Below are 15,637 nucleotides of genomic sequence, written 5' to 3'. Positions count from 1 at the left end.
ACACTCATTGAATTGGGTAGTATAGAGATAATAAAGTTGTATCAGAGCTGTTTTTTCAGTGATAACACTAGAATGACTCATAGTATATAGCAGTAAAGATATTGAATTGAAAGGAAATTTTATACTTTTCTGTAAATCACTAATGTTGTATGCTGTGTAGTTAGAAATTTGGCTATATGTCTTACACTTGGTCAAATTCTGTATTATCATGTAACTGCCTTATGAATAGTGTAAAAGTTTCAGTAGCATGTCTTGTATACGATAAAAACGATAGGATCCTCTTAGTAAAAGAGAGGCAAGTTATCGGTGTGGTATACAATCAGCCTGCTGGACATCTACAACCTGGAGAGACCTTGATCGGTGGAGCTGTAAGAGAGGTCAAGGAAAGGACCGGTCTGACTGTCGAGATAGATTCTCTGTTAGGTGTTTATGAGCATTATTTTGAAGAAACGGGCAGTCATGTCATTAGGTTTTGTTTTCTTGCAAAAGCACCAAAAGATGTTGATGTGACAGTAGATTTTCATAAAACAGAGATAGTAAGTGCTGAGTTTCATGATAAGTCCGAATTGAAGTCTATGCGTGATAAATACCGTAACCCACTTGTTGCTATCTGTATAGACGATTTTTATAAAGGGATTCGGTTCAAGTTGGATATGATCAAGTTTGTCTGATCTAATTCTTTTTCCCGGTCAGTAACTTTTTTCTCGTTTCTCTGATCGCAATAGCAGGTAGTACTGCTTCATTTTCTGATAAGAAATCTCTCACATCTTCCCTATACAAATTTATCATTGTGCGTAATATCCATGAGATCGACTTTGTAATAAGTATGTCTCTGCTCTCCATATTTGCACGTATATTGTCAAAGGCAAGGTCTCTTACTTGAGGATCATTGATGCTACGTACAGTTTTAAGAAGGAGTACCATCGAAGCTCTCCTATGTGAGATATCCTTATGAGTAGAGAATCCTTTCAACAGAGGTTTCCACTCGTTGAACCTTGAGAAAACCTCTTTTCCGGGGAAATTGTTCTGACACATAGTGTCGATCTCAGCCCAGCCATTGAGGTGATACAACCACTCATTCAACTTCTTCAAATCTAAGACTCGTCTATGCTCATAATAGATTGAAATTAGAAATGAAGCAGAGTTTTTGACCTCAAAGACATCTTCTGAATACAGATCGTCGAGTATTTGAATAAATTTATCGTAGCTTAGATCTTTATGCGACCTTTTGAAGACTTTTAGAAAATTCCGGATCTTATCGGTCTTGATCGAAAGATAAGTTGATCTTGTCCCTAGATATCTGACAGGATCAAAGTCATTAAGATCTACCGTATAACGATGAAGTGAATGGATCCTATCCTTGATCTCTAATGCGAGATTATTATTCATATCTGAATTATATCAAAGTATCAGAAAGCCTAAATATTAATAGGAAACTAACCACAGTGTTTGTTATCTACAAGTTGCATTTATTGAAAGGTTTGATATATACTAATGCCCAAATGAAGGCAAAAAATATCAAGAAACAAACATTATCAAGGGAAGAAGTTTTACGTTTGGCAGATCTGGTCAAGCTAGAACTGAGTGAAGAAGAGATCGTAATACTTCAGGAACAGTTAGGGGAGACGATCGATTACATTCAGAACCTGAACGAGCTTGATACAGATGGGGTAAAAGAGACATCACACACAACAAATTCCCACAATGTGACATTCTCCGATGGCACAGAGCCAACCCGAACATTCACTCAGAAGGAAGCAACTTTTAATGCAAAGCGTACTAGAGATGGATATTTCATCGTCACAAAGATTTTGGATAAATAGTTGAATATGTGCCTATTATGGATCTATTCGGAAAAACAATCGTCGAACTGAGGGAACTTCTCAAGAAAGGAGAGCTTTCACCTCAGGAACTTAAGGAGTATTTTAACGACAGGATAAAAAAGTATGACAAGAAATTAAACTCTTTTGTCACACTTGGAGATTCCACAATGGAAGCAGGAAAGGGAGAACTCACAGGTATCCCCATGGCTGTTAAAGATAACTTCTGTACCACTGGCCTCCGCACAACCGCTTCGGCTAAAGTACTCGACCAATTTATTCCACAATACGAATCAACTGTCACACGCAAACTGAAAGAAGAAGGTGCAACATTCCTTGGTAAAGCTAACATGGATGCTTGGGCTCATGGATCATCCACAGAAACATCTGATTATGGACCAAGTCTGAACCCTTGGGATACATCTAGGATCCCTGGAGGATCCTCCGGAGGTTCTGCAGTAGCAGTTGGGGCGTATCTTGCACCTGTAGCGATAGGATCAGAAACAGGAGGATCGACAAGGCTGCCTGCAGCCTGGACAGGCACTATCGGTGTGAAGCCAACATACGGTAGGGTTTCAAGATATGGTGTTGTGGCGATGGGTTCTTCATTGGACAGTCCTGGACCGATAGGAATAAGTGTAGAGGATACCGCTTTGATATTAGAAAAGATCGCGGGACATGATCCATATGATGCTACATCTATCGATGCACCTGTTGATCAGTATTCAAAAGAGATGAAAAAGAAAAGAACTTTCACTATAGGGATATCAGATCAGTACTTTGAAGATATCCATCCTGAGATCTTGGAGGCTATGAATAGAACGATCGAAGTATTAAAAAAGATGGGTCATAAGTTTAAAAAAATAGAGCTTATTGAGCCGAAGTATTCTATTTCTGTTTACACGATCATCCAACGTGCTGAAGTATCCTCAAATTTATCAAGATATCATGGTATCCGTTACAGTAATCCGCGAGGGATGTTCGGAAAAGAGGCTAAAAAGAGAGTTATGCTTGGAGGGTATACACTATCAGTAGGATATTATGATGCTTTTTACAAAAAGGCTCAAAAAGTGAGAACATTGATCATTGAAGATTTCAAAAAGGCATACTCAGATGTAGATCTTATCATTGCACCTACAACACCTATTACTGCTCTGAAAAGAGGAGATTCAGAAAAGTATCCTTTCTTTGGAGAGGTTATGGATGTTCTGCTTGAGCCAAGTTCTATCGCAGGATTACCAGCTTTGAGTGTTCCAGTTGGTTTAGATAATATAGGTCTTCCGATTGGTATGCAGATAATTGGGAACTCACTTCGGGAGGTGGATACATTTGCATTAGCCTACCAACTCGAGCAAGAAACTGACTTTTATGGAGTTATCAAGGAGGGATTAGCAAAATGGAAATGAATAAGAAATACAGACCAGTCATTGGTCTAGAAATACATGTAGAGCTAAATACGAAATCAAAGATGTTCTGTCAGTGTCCAGCAGATTATTTTGGCGCCAAACCAAATACACATACCTGTCCAGTTTGTCTTGGGATGCCCGGTGGACTGCCAGTACCAAACAAGACCGCTATAGAATCGACTATACTTCTTGGTAAAGCGCTAAACTGTAAAATAAACAATGAATTCAAATTCGAAAGAAAGCACTATTTCTATCCCGACCTTGCGAAAGGATATCAGATCTCCCAAGAAGATGAACCTATCGCAGAACATGGTATCGTTCCTATATTGATCAATGGTAAAAGGAAAGAGTTTAAGATCAAAAGAGTACATCTTGAGGAGGACACTGGTAAGTTGACACACTCTGGTGAAGAGACTCTGATCGATTTTAATCGTGGAGGAGTTCCGTTGGTAGAGATAGTAACAGAGCCCGACTTTGATGATGGAGAAGAGGTGAAGGTTTTCTTGGAGGAGCTACAGGTGATCGTCAGATATCTTGGCATAGCAAATGCAGATATGGAGAAGGGTGATATGAGGCTTGAACCTAATATCTCGGTTCAAATAGTCGAGAAACTTCCTGAATTACCATCATACAAGGTTGAGGTAAAGAATATCAATTCATTCAGGTTTGTTAAAAAAACTATCGAATATGAGGTAGAGAGGCAGATTGAGATATTAGAGAACGGTGAAGTTCCTAAGCAAGAGACTAGAGGATTTGACTCTTCAACAAATACAACAGTTTCTCAAAGATCAAAAGAGAATGCAGAAGACTATAGATACCTTCCTGAACCAGATATTCCATCTTTTGAATATACTGATGAGGAGTATGATGTGATTTGTAGTGCAATGCCGGAATTGCCATTTGATAGGATGGAAAGATATGTTGATGAATTCGGTGTGAGATCTACCGATGCATTCTTTCTGACAAGAGATAAAGCACTTTCAGATTTCTTTGATGTATGTCTAAGCTACTTGAATGAAAAGAAGGTTTTTGACGGTGATACAGCACAGATATTAGCCAATCATATTATAAATAAGAAAGTACCGATAAATACCGATCCAGAGGTAGTCGTATCAGAAATAATTGATAATGCAAAACCTGTTGAGACTGATAAGGGTTTGCTTGATGAAGCGGTGACTCGGGTGATCGAAGCGAATCCAAATGCTGTTGATGACTTCACATCAGGTAAGAATCCTAACTCGATTATGTTCCTAGTTGGTCAGGTAATGAAAGAGATGAAGGGTCGGGCTGATGCACAGATGGTCAAGGAGGCTTTGAATAAGCGTCTTTCGTAGGTGATCAATAACTTTCAAAAAGTGCATCAATATCCGTCTCCCACACACCTTCTAGACTTTCTCTACTATCCACAATATAGGTTAGACCAATATTTTCATTACAACTTACCGAATACAAAACATCTTTAGAGCTAGGAAGGAAGATTGTCATAAATCTTTTTTCATCAGCCTCACTATCATACCCTTGAAACTCTTTCCATTTCCCAAATGAGGTGAAAGGAGAGACGCCTACATATCTGAGAGTTCCTTTTTTAGGAAATTCATTACTAGAACAAGGGATATTTTTTATGAAGGTCGCTGTGTCTATGTTTGTTGTGTCCTGCCCAGAAATAAACATCATTCTGTTGCCATCTCCTAGATCTACCTGTAATACTGTTGTCTTCGTTTTCGCAATAACTGCACCTTCACTGCTTGGATATAAAGAACGCATAGAGGAAATATCATGTTCTTTTATCATGTAGGCAAGATCATACTCAGTGCTTTTCTGCGTATAGATAAAATCTGCGGCGTAGGATATCAAAGCAACAAGAACTAGTAGGAAAATAATTAGAATTAACTTCTTCACAACCGACTGGACAAGTTTATTTAATTTAAGATAACAAAATTATAAATAAGTGTCATTTGAATAACCACGTTACTGCCTTTATCAATACCTTGTATTACTTACATATTGATTTTAAATATAAATTGTTAACTATTATTTCCATCTTCCAATTTCTAAGAAGGTTGCTTTGAACTCTGCATAGTGATCAAGTGTAAATCGATTAACGACATTCTTAAGTACGATCAAGAGAAATTACCAGTGTATTAGTTTCTTCTGAACAGGATGCAGAATATAAAAATTCACTGTTTGTAGGCTCAAATAAAAGCATGTATCTCTGGACACTCTTTATGTCATCATAGCCACTCGACTCAGTCCACTTTCCAAGTGTAACCAATGGAGATATTCCAACACTTCTAAATGCTGACTTAGGTGGATAGTCACCTATATTACAGTCTATATTCGTTGTAATATAACCCTTCTCATAACGCTCAGACCCTTTTTCTGTTATCAGCATAAAGGATGTATTATCGAATATTGGATTGTTTACAATAATAGCTGTACTGTGATATACACCTTCCTCTTCGATATAGGTTGTTTTGATCCCTGGTAAGTACTCTGAAACGGTTTTAATATCATAATTTTCAATCGCAGCTTGTAAGTTTACTGCTGTTTTTTGATATGTAATAATAAACTCAACGAGAAATGTAGTAATTCCGATTACTATGATTGCGATCACACCAATAAGTATTTTTTTCATGAAATTGCAGAGTAATTTTTTTCAATAATAGCTAACATTGCCCTCTTGCTCAATAGAGGTTATATTCTAAGTATGCAAAGGATCGAATACAAAATCCGAGAAGTAAACCGTAAATGGCTTGAGGACATACTCTTTCAACACGGTGCTGAGAAGTTTTTTGAGGGCGAGATCGTCGATATATACTATGACAGGAAAACTGATGGATTCATGGAAAAGGGTAAACGTCTTTCATTAAGGACAAAAGGCGATTCTCACAAACTTTCATTCAAGGATAAATACAACGAGCTTGGTCTAGGGATAATTGATGAATGGGAGGTTGAGATATCAGATGGAAAAATGATGGATCAGATCATGCTAGGACTTGGATTTCAACACTTCAAGATATTTAAGAAATTCCGTTATGATTATGTAAAAGATGATGTATTCATCTCTTTTGATAAGTTCGAAGGTGAGTATGAATATATCCCAGAGTTCATGATGATCGAAGCATCCCAAGAGGCACATATCTTTGAGTGGGCTGAACGGTTTGGATACAAACAGGAAGATTGTGAACCTCTTTCTGTGATGGATCTGATCGCATACTATAAAAAGAAGCGTGATTCAGAAGTGTAATAAGATCTCTATCCTCCCTATGAATAGATATGATCCCAAACTAAAGCCGTATATAAAGAAGCTCGATTATTCATATACTTTTGGTACTTATCCCACACTTGACCTGTTAAAACTTAAGCCTGATAGGGTATTAAAAGTACTTCTAAAGCCTGATTCTGAGAAAAGTGACGGAGTTTTAGAGATCAAGCGTATATGTGAAGAAAAGAATATCCCGTGTGAGATAAATGAGAGGGCGATAGATAAGATCGCATACAAAGAAAATACCTATGCATTAGGAATATTTCAAAAATATAAAACATTCCTAGATATACTTGGAGACCATATCGTGCTGGTAGAACCACGGAACATGGGCAATATCGGCACTATAATCAGAACTATGGTAGGTTTGGGGTTTAAGGATCTCGCGATAATTGGTGATTCTGCAGATCTTTTCGATCCAAAGGTTGTCAGATCAGCTATGGGTGCATTATTTAGGATCAATTTTAATAGCTATCCAACCTTTACAGATTATCAGAAGAAGTTTTCGCAACATACACTATATCCATTCATATTGGAAAATGGTCGAGATATCAGACAGGTTGCGGTAGATAGCCCGTATACACTTATTTTCGGTAATGAAGCAAAGGGTCTAATGGGAGAATTTGCAAATATTGGTGAACCAGTATATATCCCACAGCATATAGGAGTAGATTCGTTGAATCTGTCAATAGCTGCAGGGATAGCAATGTGGCATTTTGCCTCTATATCAAGGAAATTGGCTCATTGAGCAGGGTATCGAAAATGCCCAAAAATCACCCTAATTTAGTTAGAAAAGTTCTACTCAAATACCCATAGGGGTATATCGGCGTTGTTAAGGGGTTTTTGAACTGTAGTAAATTTCTAACTAAGGTCATAGTTGAAGAACTTCTTCATTTGCGTTACACTCCGAATATCAGATCTATGATCTGATCCAAATATTAGGAAGAAGGGACTCTTCACTAGCAAAAGAACCTACTAGCAATAGTAGGTTTCTTTTGTATATAGGGTCCCTTTTTTTCTATATGAACAGACGGATCGAACGATCGAGTGGATAAGTTAATTGGATCAGACAGGTCAATGAATCGCACCCCAATAGAACAGTATGACCTATCAGCGACACTTATGAGTGGTCAAGCGTTTGTATGGCACCTAGTCGATGGTTGGTTTGTTGGTGGAACTTTGAACAGGGCTGTGAAAATGAGGCAGGAAGAAGGCAGTTTAATATGGGAAACATATCCTCAAAATGACGATTGGGATTGGCTTTCTACATATCTTAGGCTCGATGTCGATTATCAAGAGATCCTAAATAAGATCAGTTTGGATGAAAATATACGAACCGCAATCTCTAGATTTCCAGATCTGCGTTTACTCAGACAAGATTTTGAAGAAGCTCTTATAAGTTTCCTATGTTCGCCTATGAAAAGTATCGTTGGTATACGTCAGTGCAACTTATTAATGTCAGAGAAATTTGGTGAAAAGGTTGATGTAGACGGTTCATCCATTTCTCTTTTACCAGCAATAGAAAGATTAGCAGAGGTTGACTTGCAGGATCTGTTGACCTGCAAAGTCGGTTTCCGTGGTAGGAATATCATCGAAGCATCAAAATATCTTCTGAAAACAGGCCTTTCAGATCAAATTCAAAGTATGACAGAAAATGAAGCTCGTACAGAACTTCTAAAGATCAGAGGTGTTGGAGATAAAGTTGCAGATTGCGTCCTAGTTTATGGGTTGGGACATGATAATGTCACACCACTAGATGTTTGGATGTGGCGCGTTGCGAGGGATATGTATGGTCACGATGAGAGTATGAGATATGATCAGATCAGAAGATGGTTTGCTGATTATTTCGATGGTTATGCCAGTTGGGCGGCACAGTTCCTGTTCGAGTATATACGAACTGATAGACAATACAGATAATTATTACTTATCAAGAAATAGTGAAAACGAAAAAAGGGGGCGATTACGTCCCCTTTGATCTTGTTGTCACAGATATTCTAGAAACTATAACGGCATTGTTTCTGCTCCTTTTGGAAAGTCAATTGTCATGTCGTTACTATCATTGAATCTCTTGTACATCTCATCTACCAGTCCATTTACAGCACTTTGATCTGTTGCTACAGAAAGATCATATGCTTTGAGACCTTGTACAGTTGTATTAGTCTCAGAGATCGAAATTGTGTATCCATCGTATTCAAAGATGATGTATCGGTATTGGTTCTCACCCTCTATACGATCATCTGACCCTTCATATGAACCTGAGGATCCACCAGTACTTCCAGACCCTGTCGCTGGTGGTTCATCTACTGGCATCAGATCATCTACATAAGAAGTTTGATCAATGACGTAGACATCCGCTCTTATTTCCTCACCATTGATTATCAGGGTTCTGCTCTCTTTTCGGGTCGCAGAATCTCCCCACACCCAATCGATTACCTTTGCAGGCTCTATATTCCAGTATTCGATATTTATACTCTTTTCGTAATCTGCTGAGGAAAAGCTCAAGTTAAATACACTGACATAGTATTCCGAGATCGAGGATGGATTCATCTGCACAAACATATTCTGTCCTACTACACCTGGAGCATAAAACGCTCTATCCAGATAAAAGTCATCTCCCTCTACTCTCGTACTCCATGGTGCAACATAGTTTAATTGAAGTGATGTGTCAGTAGGGAAGAGTAGTTTGATTCCTTGTTCTTTAGCCAAAGCTACTGCTTGATAGTACTCGCTATTTGGTTCAACAGACTTGTACACGACCTCTCGAACAGGGATTGAAGGATCCAAACTATATACAAATTCGTTCTGTACTTCAGCAATGGTTGTGTTTTTTGTGATCGTTCTATCTACTCTTGTTCCGATCAGATTTGCTTGATCTGCGGAATTAATGTAGCTCTCTGTTTTCAAGATCAGGAAGCTCTCAGAATCGATCCATGTTCTGTCGATGATGGTATATGTATTCTCGTCTATAGGGGTATTTGTTTCTGCGTAAGAAGATGTAGCCTTTTCTAGAGTTAAAGCATCTTCAAAATCACATGAACTGTCGTAACTCCATTCGACGACATATGCATCTACTCCATCAAGAGTTTCAGTCCCGATCAAGGTCGTATTATCACCAAAAAATTGAGAGATGTAGTCCTTTGGATCTTCTACCTGATCTAATTGCTGTGGATCCATCACCTCCTCTATTTGCATCTCCACAACTTCATCTGAGTCTACTGTAACGGTGTCATCTAAACCTACAGTATTCGGATCACTGACAGGAGTATTCGGATCTGTTGATGAAGGATCTATAACATCGGAGGGTTCCATACCACTTTGATCTAGTGCAGGTTTTTCGTAAAGATAATCCTCGAAAACCAACTTCACAGCATACTCACCTCCGTAATAAATGTAGGATTCATTTCCCTTTGAGAGAAAGTAATTAAGGATATTTCCTTTACTATCTGTCAATGTGTTGAGTGAAAGTGAAGAACCCTGATCATCATAAAAATACTTACTTACTGAAGTTGTTTTACTGTTTACTGAAGGGAAGTTCATCACAGGACATGTATCGAAGGCAGCTCCTGGGGTGAAGGTTGATGTTGAAGTCGAATAATTGTAATCCTCCCATCCATAAGGTGAAGGGATCCCAACTGACTGTGCCAGGTCTGCTGAAAGAGAATTCCCATTTTCTGCAAAAGCTTTTGTAGAGAGCAGATTGTTATAGCTTGCATCCCCTAGACCTCGCATAGAATTCTTCTCTACAGCGTTTGCTAAGATCTCTTCTAAAGTAAGCTGATCTTTGGTTTGTATGTCAGGTGAAAAAAATGAACTGAAAGTAAAGTAACCGATCCCTGCTATCAGAAAAACTGATAGGATAGAAACTCCTCCTACGAAGAGTTTCTTGTTTCTGAGATTCATAAAAAGACCTCCGAAAAAATTAGACTTTGAGGGAGACCCGGTTTCGAAAGTTCGCACAACCTTTTGCTCAAGTTCGTCGACGAAAGCATCGGAAGGACCGTGCTCACCTTGATCTAAGGCTTCTAAGAACTCATTCTCTTCGGTTGTTAATATGTTCTTTTTGGTTTCCATATTATTTCTCCTTCAATATATTAGTAGGCGGTGGTGTACACTCGAGTATCTCCTTTAGACGTCTTATAGCTCTTTTTTGTGTTGTTTTGACATAATTCATATTTTTGTTCAATATTTCACAGATCTCTTTGAGAGACCTATGTTCTAACAAACGCAATCGCATAACTCTTTGTTGAGCCTCTGGTAAAAGATCTATGTAGTGTGTGATCAAAGGAGTAATATCTTTTGGCTGTTCGACAGGTTGATCCTCATCAGTTTCATCTTCGAAAGTCCCTTGATGAGAGAGATCCTCGATATCGAGGGTGAACTCCTGCTTTTCATACTTTTCTCTTAGATATGTCAGAAATGTATTTCGGGTGATACCAAAAATGTATTTTGTGTGATCATCGATCTGTGTACCCGGATCTCTACATACTTCTGCATATGATAAGAAGACCTGACTGGTAAGATCTTCGCTGATTTCCCGGGAAGCGGTTCGTTTATAGAAATATCTATACACCTTCGTGACATGTTCGCGATAAAGTGAAGATATTTCAGATGTAGTCATCGACTAATATTCGTACTAATAACGCAGAGTGTCAAGACCATCATTGTTCAGGCGCTTCTTGTCTCGCATGAATCCTGGTCCTACGCACTGGTATCACCTAACCCATCGATTATATGCAACATCGCACTTAATCCCTTCTGATAATCTTTTACACGGATATTCTCATTGGGTGCATGAGACCGATTTGCAGGATATAAAGCGCCAATGTGGAAAACAGGTATATTAAATTGACTTGCAATATAATAGAAAGGTCCTGATCCACCGCTAGTGACAGTAACATCTGGTTTTACACCATATGCTTCCTCTAGTAGCATATGAGACCTCTCCAGGAACCTATTGTTCACATCCGTTTTTCCCACAGGAAGAGCGATCAATTCTTTAACCTCAATATCTGTAAAACCCCTTTTATCAAGATGAGCCCTGATCATTCCTGCGATCTGTGATGCATCGAGATCTGCAACAAGTCTCAGGTCAATTTTTGCAGTTGCCTCCATCGGAATTATGGTCTTTATCCCTCCGGGTTCCATAAAGCCACCCCAAATACCGCAGATATTGCAAGTAGGTTCAAAGTAGTGGAACTTTAAGATATTGTCCTTATCTTTTTCATTATTTAAAAAAGAGTCTCGCCCCTCTGATCTCAATGTTTCTTGCAGGTCAAACATCTGATCCTTTATCATTTGCAATTCTCTTTCAGCAGGTGGTTTGATCTGTTCACGAATTCCATCTATCAAAACCTTCCCCTCAGGACTACGTAAGGTATTTAGAGCTTGGACAAGTCGCCAAACAGGGCTTTCAAACATTGATGCCTCACCAGAGTGTAGGTCATGGTCTCCAAGTTTTGAATGAAGCTCCAGGTATGTTACTCCCTTCATCCCCAGCTCTGTATGCGGAGAACCTTCTTCGTTGACACCTCCCGTCTCCCAAATGCATAGGTCAGCATCCTTCCAGAGATGACCATAAGCCTTCGCAAGAGCGTCCAGGTTCGGACTCCCTATCTCTTCCTCTCCCTCAACAAGGTAAATTATCCTGATGGGCAGATCTCCATAATTCTCAAGGTAGTACCTGATCGCTTGCAATCTCATCAGAAGGTTGCCTTTGTTATCAGCAACACCTCTTGCATAGATGTGCCCATCCCTTACCTCAGGCTCGAATGGCTTACTCTCCCAAAGTTTCTCATCACCAGCAGGCTGAACGTCATAATGGTTGTAAATGAGCAGGGTCACATCGCCACTCCCCAATTCCCCAAAAATGTAAGGGTACGATTCCCCAACCCTCAGCTCTTGCACCTTGAATCCAATCTCTTCCATTAGTTCCTTAACGCTTTTCGCCATTTCCTCTATACCCAGATTCTCGCTAGAAAGGCTAGGCATTCTAAGGTATTTAAACAGTTCTTCAAGATGCTTATCCTGGAGCTTCTGGATATCATTGTAATTCTTACTCATGAAATTCTCCTGAAATAAATAAAAAAATAAATAAAAAACCTCCTATACAATTAGGAGGTATGACATGAACAAACAGGCAGACAAACCTCCTATTCAAGGGTTAGGAAAAGAAAAGGCTTAATAAAATAATATAGTTTCATTATCGGTTCTGTCTGAGAATTGAACTTCCGGATTCTATCATATAGGTTTTACTTTTGCATCCAATAGATTTTCAGATATAATTCGACAGTTTTGCTACAAAATTCATATTTAATTAAGCGAGTGTTTCCAGAAAGATGAATATTGATACCACGATCTTTTATACTAACTCGATTAAAGTCATAGTAAATTTCTATGTAGAGCGGTTAGGGTTTCAATTGAAAGATAGGTTTGGAGATAAATTCGCATCATTCCAATTTGATAAGGGTCCAATACTGGGGATAAAACAGAGCTCAGAACCAAGGGAAACACCTGGACATCAGACAGTGCTTCTCCATATCGAAGATATTGAGGCAAAGTTTGAGGATTGTGTTAGAAAAGGTATACGTATAAGTAAAACTATTACAGACGAAACTTGGGGTATGGAGTTCTCTATTTTTGATCCGGATGGGAATAAAGTGGTTTTTGTGAATAGAAAAAATTAGAAATTAAATACAAGCGCAGTCTTTGGTGGGGGACTCTTACCTGTAAGTGATCTATGTATAAAGATGGGTGACCTAGATCGGTCAATGACAAGCACACTTAAGATCGAATTTTCAACAGTATGGAACCGATAGGATTGGTGATATTGGGTTCGATGTAAGATGGGTGTCGTGTAGCTGTAAATTTTGTGTAAACCTGCAAAGAGGGCAAATGAAGCCAAACATATGCTGATACATAATGATGACGAGCATGAAAAAGTGTTATAAGATCGGGTTGAAGTTGTGATCTAGAAACTCTTTAAAACCACAGGCCCTATCCATCACACTACAGATCTAGGAAAATCGATTGAGACACGAGATGAAATGATCATCAAGTTGAGATCAATCTACCTCATATTCTCTTAAAAACTCTATCCCTTCTTTAGTTGGGTCTATATACCAAAGTCCATAACTCTTCTCCCTTTTCCCCAATTCGATCCCTCTACCTAGTCCATCCACACATATCTGAAACTGATCCGGATCCTCTCCTTCACAGCCTGTTGCTGTGATGTATGTGCTAATAATAAACCCTTTTGTCACAGCATGGACCTGATATACCATCACCATATAATTAGGAAAGTTGATCCGGTTGATAAATTCACCTGTAGAAAGATCATATGTACCGACACCGTGTCCTTTCCTCGGATCCGTTGGCGACAGATAACCAAAGGCTATAAAGGTTTCACTACTGTCTTCATCGGGTAATGTATAACTTTCTAACGTCAGATAAGCACTCGTCTGGAAGATGGTCTCCTCGTCAAAGAAATTTTCTGCTATTAGTTTTGGGCCAATATAACTGAGTACATCTAATTCGCAACCATCAAGTACGAAGTAGGTATCGTTATCCCTCGGCTCGAGGTAAATACCGAGGGTTGTATCTTCAGGCAAGTTGTTGATCGCCTCATCAATGTCTTCTACTGCACATAAGGTCGGCTCATCAGAATCCTCCTCATCCAGATCAGTTGACTCATCTTCCTCGGCCCCTTCATCTGAAATTGTCTGGTCTTGGGTTTCAACATTACTTTGTGCACTTGGGGTTGAGTTTCTTGCAGACTTTGCGCTGAGAGTGACCATCAGATAACACACTAGTAAAATGATACTAACTGACACACCTGTAATGAAACCTATTCGTATATATGATTTCAGGGCTTCTCTATTGATCTGCGTTTTCATTTGAATTATGAAAAAAGTTAGATGATGTGTGAATGCAAATACGCAATAAGTTCTGATTAGTAACATATTATTACATTATTTAAGGGTAAACAATGTGAACTCTTGAATAGCAGATCTGATTTTGAGCTTGATCTTTGTATAAGAACATTAGAATCTATTGGATCGAATGGTGTAAATGCAGGAACAGATGGTACTGATGAAGCTGGTGGAAATGGTGGAGACAGTGGAAAGACCAAGTGTACCCTTATCCTATAGTATATATATAGTTCTCAAAATATGCTATAATAAGATTAGATGGGGACGTATGGCTTCGACAGAAGTGTACGTTCAGTACCTCAAGCAGAGCCATCAGCTCTCTAAAACTGATAAATGTTCCATCATAAATGGCAACATCATTAGTAACGTTAAGACAGGAGTACAGAACCTTGTCAGCAGCCTAACAGCAGCTGTACAACCAATGTATCTCTTTGCTTAATCTAGTCAACAAATAGACTAGCGGTCCATGCTCAACCCCTGTTGCGAGCATGAAACCGGTCATTAACAGGGTGTAAGCGAATGCGGTTCTTATCACACCTCTTCGCCCAAACAAAAAGTTGATAACCGTTGAGCTTTTTTGCTTAGTCTTTAGGCTCATCGGCTAAACAGGCTAAGCAACGCTTGTACAAGGGTGCTGTTCCGAGCTTACTGGACGCGGGTTCGATACCCGCCGTCTCCACGGCGATTTCAGCTTTAGCTGGAAGCGCGTTGGAGGTGAGAGTAGATCAAAGCCTGAGCAGAGTTGTTGGTAGTAAAATGTATACCGGTCGAAAGACCGGTTTTTGTTTGTAGTTGTGTTAAAAATAAGAAGTGATCTACACATAAATAACTAGGACTCTGTGACGCTGTATTGAAAGCATGGTTAAAAGATAAGAGAACAGAGAGGATATCCTCAATCTCTCTTTCTAAGGTGATAGATCATTACTCGAGGGATCCTATTATCTATCTCGAACTTGTTTGGGTAGTCCTGTTTTGCTGATGCGATAGGCTTTGGCTCTATGACATCGAGAATATCGAACGAGGACCTGGTGATATCGTTGATCTGCTCTCCTATTGGACGATGGTATTGGATCGTGTCAAAGCCTTCTCCAAAAGAGATCCGGTCTTCATGGGGGTTAAGATAATCACCAAAGATCTGATATCTAGACCTGTCGTCCTCCTCTCGATTACTGCCAAGAATTGAATATCTTCTACCATTGATCCTATGTACTGTTAAAT

17 protein-coding genes and 1 other RNA gene are annotated in these 15,637 nt (G+C 39.1%); 10 read left to right on the top strand and 8 right to left on the bottom strand.

Annotation, left to right across the window (positions count from 1 at the left end; translation table 11 throughout):
• Positions 1-221 precede the first annotated feature (221 nt).
• Complete coding sequence (locus H6763_04045) at positions 222-671, top strand: NUDIX domain-containing protein (GenBank protein ID MCB9803972.1); 450 nt, start codon at positions 222-224, stop codon at positions 669-671.
• Position 672: 1 nt separating this feature from the next.
• Here H6763_04045 and H6763_04040 read toward each other — a convergent pair whose 3' ends face one another.
• The gene (locus tag H6763_04040; protein MCB9803971.1) at positions 673-1,389 is read right to left on the bottom strand and encodes a DNA alkylation repair protein; all 717 of its coding nucleotides are present in this window, start codon (positions 1,387-1,389) and stop codon (positions 673-675) included.
• A gap of 113 nt (positions 1,390-1,502) precedes the next feature.
• On the opposite strand from H6763_04040, the gene gatC reads away from it, so the two are divergent.
• Genes gatC through gatB form a run of 3 tightly spaced genes read left to right on the top strand, consistent with a single transcriptional unit; the run spans position 1,503 to position 4,560 of the window.
• Positions 1,503-1,823, top strand: a complete 321-nt coding sequence (gene gatC, locus H6763_04035) for an Asp-tRNA(Asn)/Glu-tRNA(Gln) amidotransferase subunit GatC (protein ID MCB9803970.1) — start codon at positions 1,503-1,505, stop codon at positions 1,821-1,823.
• A 17-nt stretch (positions 1,824-1,840) separates the two neighbouring features.
• Positions 1,841-3,226 carry an Asp-tRNA(Asn)/Glu-tRNA(Gln) amidotransferase subunit GatA gene (gene gatA / locus H6763_04030; GenBank protein ID MCB9803969.1) on the top strand — a complete coding sequence of 462 codons (1,386 nt, stop codon included), beginning with the start codon at positions 1,841-1,843 and terminating at the stop codon, positions 3,224-3,226.
• Positions 3,223-4,560: an Asp-tRNA(Asn)/Glu-tRNA(Gln) amidotransferase subunit GatB gene (gene gatB, locus H6763_04025; protein ID MCB9803968.1), complete on the top strand. Its 1,338-nt coding sequence runs from the start codon at positions 3,223-3,225 to the stop codon at positions 4,558-4,560. The genes gatA and gatB overlap by 4 nt, the downstream gene beginning before the upstream one ends.
• A 4-nt stretch (positions 4,561-4,564) precedes the next feature.
• Here the strand turns inward: gatB and H6763_04020 are convergent, their stop codons facing one another.
• Together H6763_04020 and H6763_04015 are read right to left on the bottom strand one after the other, a co-directional pair.
• Entirely contained in the window at positions 4,565-5,125 is a 561-nt protein-coding gene (locus H6763_04020; protein MCB9803967.1) for a hypothetical protein, read from the bottom strand.
• Positions 5,126-5,336: 211 nt separating this feature from the next.
• Entirely contained in the window at positions 5,337-5,861 is a 525-nt protein-coding gene (locus H6763_04015) for a hypothetical protein (protein MCB9803966.1), read from the bottom strand.
• 72 nt (positions 5,862-5,933) lie between these two features.
• Between H6763_04015 and H6763_04010 the strand changes: the two genes are divergently transcribed.
• The 3 genes from H6763_04010 (at position 5,934) to H6763_04000 (ending at position 8,408) form a co-directional block, all read left to right on the top strand.
• Positions 5,934-6,473: a CYTH domain-containing protein gene (locus H6763_04010; GenBank protein ID MCB9803965.1), complete on the top strand. Its 540-nt coding sequence runs from the start codon at positions 5,934-5,936 to the stop codon at positions 6,471-6,473.
• Positions 6,474-6,492: 19 nt separating this feature from the next.
• Positions 6,493-7,239 (top strand): TrmH family RNA methyltransferase, encoded by a 747-nt coding sequence (locus H6763_04005; GenBank protein ID MCB9803964.1) that lies wholly within the window; start codon positions 6,493-6,495, stop codon positions 7,237-7,239.
• 329 nt (positions 7,240-7,568) lie between these two features.
• Positions 7,569-8,408, top strand: coding sequence for a hypothetical protein (locus H6763_04000; protein MCB9803963.1), 840 nt, complete (start codon positions 7,569-7,571; stop codon positions 8,406-8,408).
• An 84-nt stretch (positions 8,409-8,492) separates the two neighbouring features.
• Here H6763_04000 and H6763_03995 read toward each other — a convergent pair whose 3' ends face one another.
• From H6763_03995 to H6763_03985, 3 genes are all read right to left on the bottom strand, one after another.
• The gene (locus tag H6763_03995) at positions 8,493-10,562 is read right to left on the bottom strand and encodes a hypothetical protein (protein ID MCB9803962.1); all 2,070 of its coding nucleotides are present in this window, start codon (positions 10,560-10,562) and stop codon (positions 8,493-8,495) included.
• Between the two features lies 1 nt (position 10,563).
• Positions 10,564-11,109 carry a sigma-70 family RNA polymerase sigma factor gene (locus tag H6763_03990; GenBank protein ID MCB9803961.1) on the bottom strand — a complete coding sequence of 182 codons (546 nt, stop codon included), beginning with the start codon at positions 11,107-11,109 and terminating at the stop codon, positions 10,564-10,566.
• 80 nt (positions 11,110-11,189) lie between these two features.
• Entirely contained in the window at positions 11,190-12,551 is a 1,362-nt protein-coding gene (locus H6763_03985) for a M20/M25/M40 family metallo-hydrolase (protein MCB9803960.1), read from the bottom strand.
• A 275-nt stretch (positions 12,552-12,826) separates the two neighbouring features.
• Between H6763_03985 and H6763_03980 the strand changes: the two genes are divergently transcribed.
• A complete protein-coding gene (locus H6763_03980; GenBank protein ID MCB9803959.1) occupies positions 12,827-13,174 on the top strand; it encodes a VOC family protein in 348 nt (115 codons plus the stop codon).
• 378 nt (positions 13,175-13,552) lie between these two features.
• Here H6763_03980 and H6763_03975 read toward each other — a convergent pair whose 3' ends face one another.
• The gene (locus H6763_03975) at positions 13,553-14,383 is read right to left on the bottom strand and encodes a hypothetical protein (protein MCB9803958.1); all 831 of its coding nucleotides are present in this window, start codon (positions 14,381-14,383) and stop codon (positions 13,553-13,555) included.
• A gap of 102 nt (positions 14,384-14,485) precedes the next feature.
• Between H6763_03975 and H6763_03970 the strand changes: the two genes are divergently transcribed.
• Positions 14,486-14,638 carry a hypothetical protein gene (locus tag H6763_03970; protein ID MCB9803957.1) on the top strand — a complete coding sequence of 51 codons (153 nt, stop codon included), beginning with the start codon at positions 14,486-14,488 and terminating at the stop codon, positions 14,636-14,638.
• Between the two features lie 41 nt (positions 14,639-14,679).
• Positions 14,680-15,101, top strand: a transfer-messenger RNA (tmRNA) gene (gene ssrA, locus H6763_03965).
• Between the two features lie 210 nt (positions 15,102-15,311).
• On the opposite strand, the gene H6763_03960 is transcribed toward ssrA, so the two are convergent.
• The coding region (locus H6763_03960; GenBank protein ID MCB9803956.1) for a hypothetical protein at positions 15,312-15,637 on the bottom strand (326 nt) is incomplete at its 5' end.

The sequence above is a fragment of the Candidatus Nomurabacteria bacterium genome (assembly GCA_020632395.1).
Classification (GTDB): domain Bacteria; phylum Patescibacteriota; class Dojkabacteria; order SC72; family JAHDCA01; genus JACKFQ01.
Note: the sequence above shows the minus strand (reverse complement) of the source record. Positions and strands in the feature narration are given on the sequence as shown.

What these genes read in the sequence shown, in the direction of transcription:
- H6763_04010 (MCB9803965.1), top strand. Translation starts at nt 5,934, where the DNA reads ATGCAAAGGATCGAATACAAAATCCGAGAAGTAAACCGTAAATGGCTT.
- H6763_03990 (MCB9803961.1), bottom strand. Translation starts at nt 11,109, where the DNA reads ATGACTACATCTGAAATATCTTCACTTTATCGCGAACATGTCACGAAG.
- H6763_04015 (MCB9803966.1), bottom strand. Translation starts at nt 5,861, where the DNA reads ATGAAAAAAATACTTATTGGTGTGATCGCAATCATAGTAATCGGAATT.
- H6763_04000 (MCB9803963.1), top strand. Translation starts at nt 7,569, where the DNA reads ATGAATCGCACCCCAATAGAACAGTATGACCTATCAGCGACACTTATG.
- H6763_04005 (MCB9803964.1), top strand. Translation starts at nt 6,493, where the DNA reads ATGAATAGATATGATCCCAAACTAAAGCCGTATATAAAGAAGCTCGAT.
- H6763_04040 (MCB9803971.1), bottom strand. Translation starts at nt 1,389, where the DNA reads ATGAATAATAATCTCGCATTAGAGATCAAGGATAGGATCCATTCACTT.
- H6763_03995 (MCB9803962.1), bottom strand. Translation starts at nt 10,562, where the DNA reads ATGGAAACCAAAAAGAACATATTAACAACCGAAGAGAATGAGTTCTTA.
- gatB (MCB9803968.1), top strand. Translation starts at nt 3,223, where the DNA reads ATGAATAAGAAATACAGACCAGTCATTGGTCTAGAAATACATGTAGAG.
- H6763_03975 (MCB9803958.1), bottom strand. Translation starts at nt 14,383, where the DNA reads ATGAAAACGCAGATCAATAGAGAAGCCCTGAAATCATATATACGAATA.
- gatA (MCB9803969.1), top strand. Translation starts at nt 1,841, where the DNA reads ATGGATCTATTCGGAAAAACAATCGTCGAACTGAGGGAACTTCTCAAG.
- H6763_03985 (MCB9803960.1), bottom strand. Translation starts at nt 12,551, where the DNA reads ATGAGTAAGAATTACAATGATATCCAGAAGCTCCAGGATAAGCATCTT.
- gatC (MCB9803970.1), top strand. Translation starts at nt 1,503, where the DNA reads ATGAAGGCAAAAAATATCAAGAAACAAACATTATCAAGGGAAGAAGTT.
- H6763_04045 (MCB9803972.1), top strand. Translation starts at nt 222, where the DNA reads ATGAATAGTGTAAAAGTTTCAGTAGCATGTCTTGTATACGATAAAAAC.
- H6763_03980 (MCB9803959.1), top strand. Translation starts at nt 12,827, where the DNA reads ATGAATATTGATACCACGATCTTTTATACTAACTCGATTAAAGTCATA.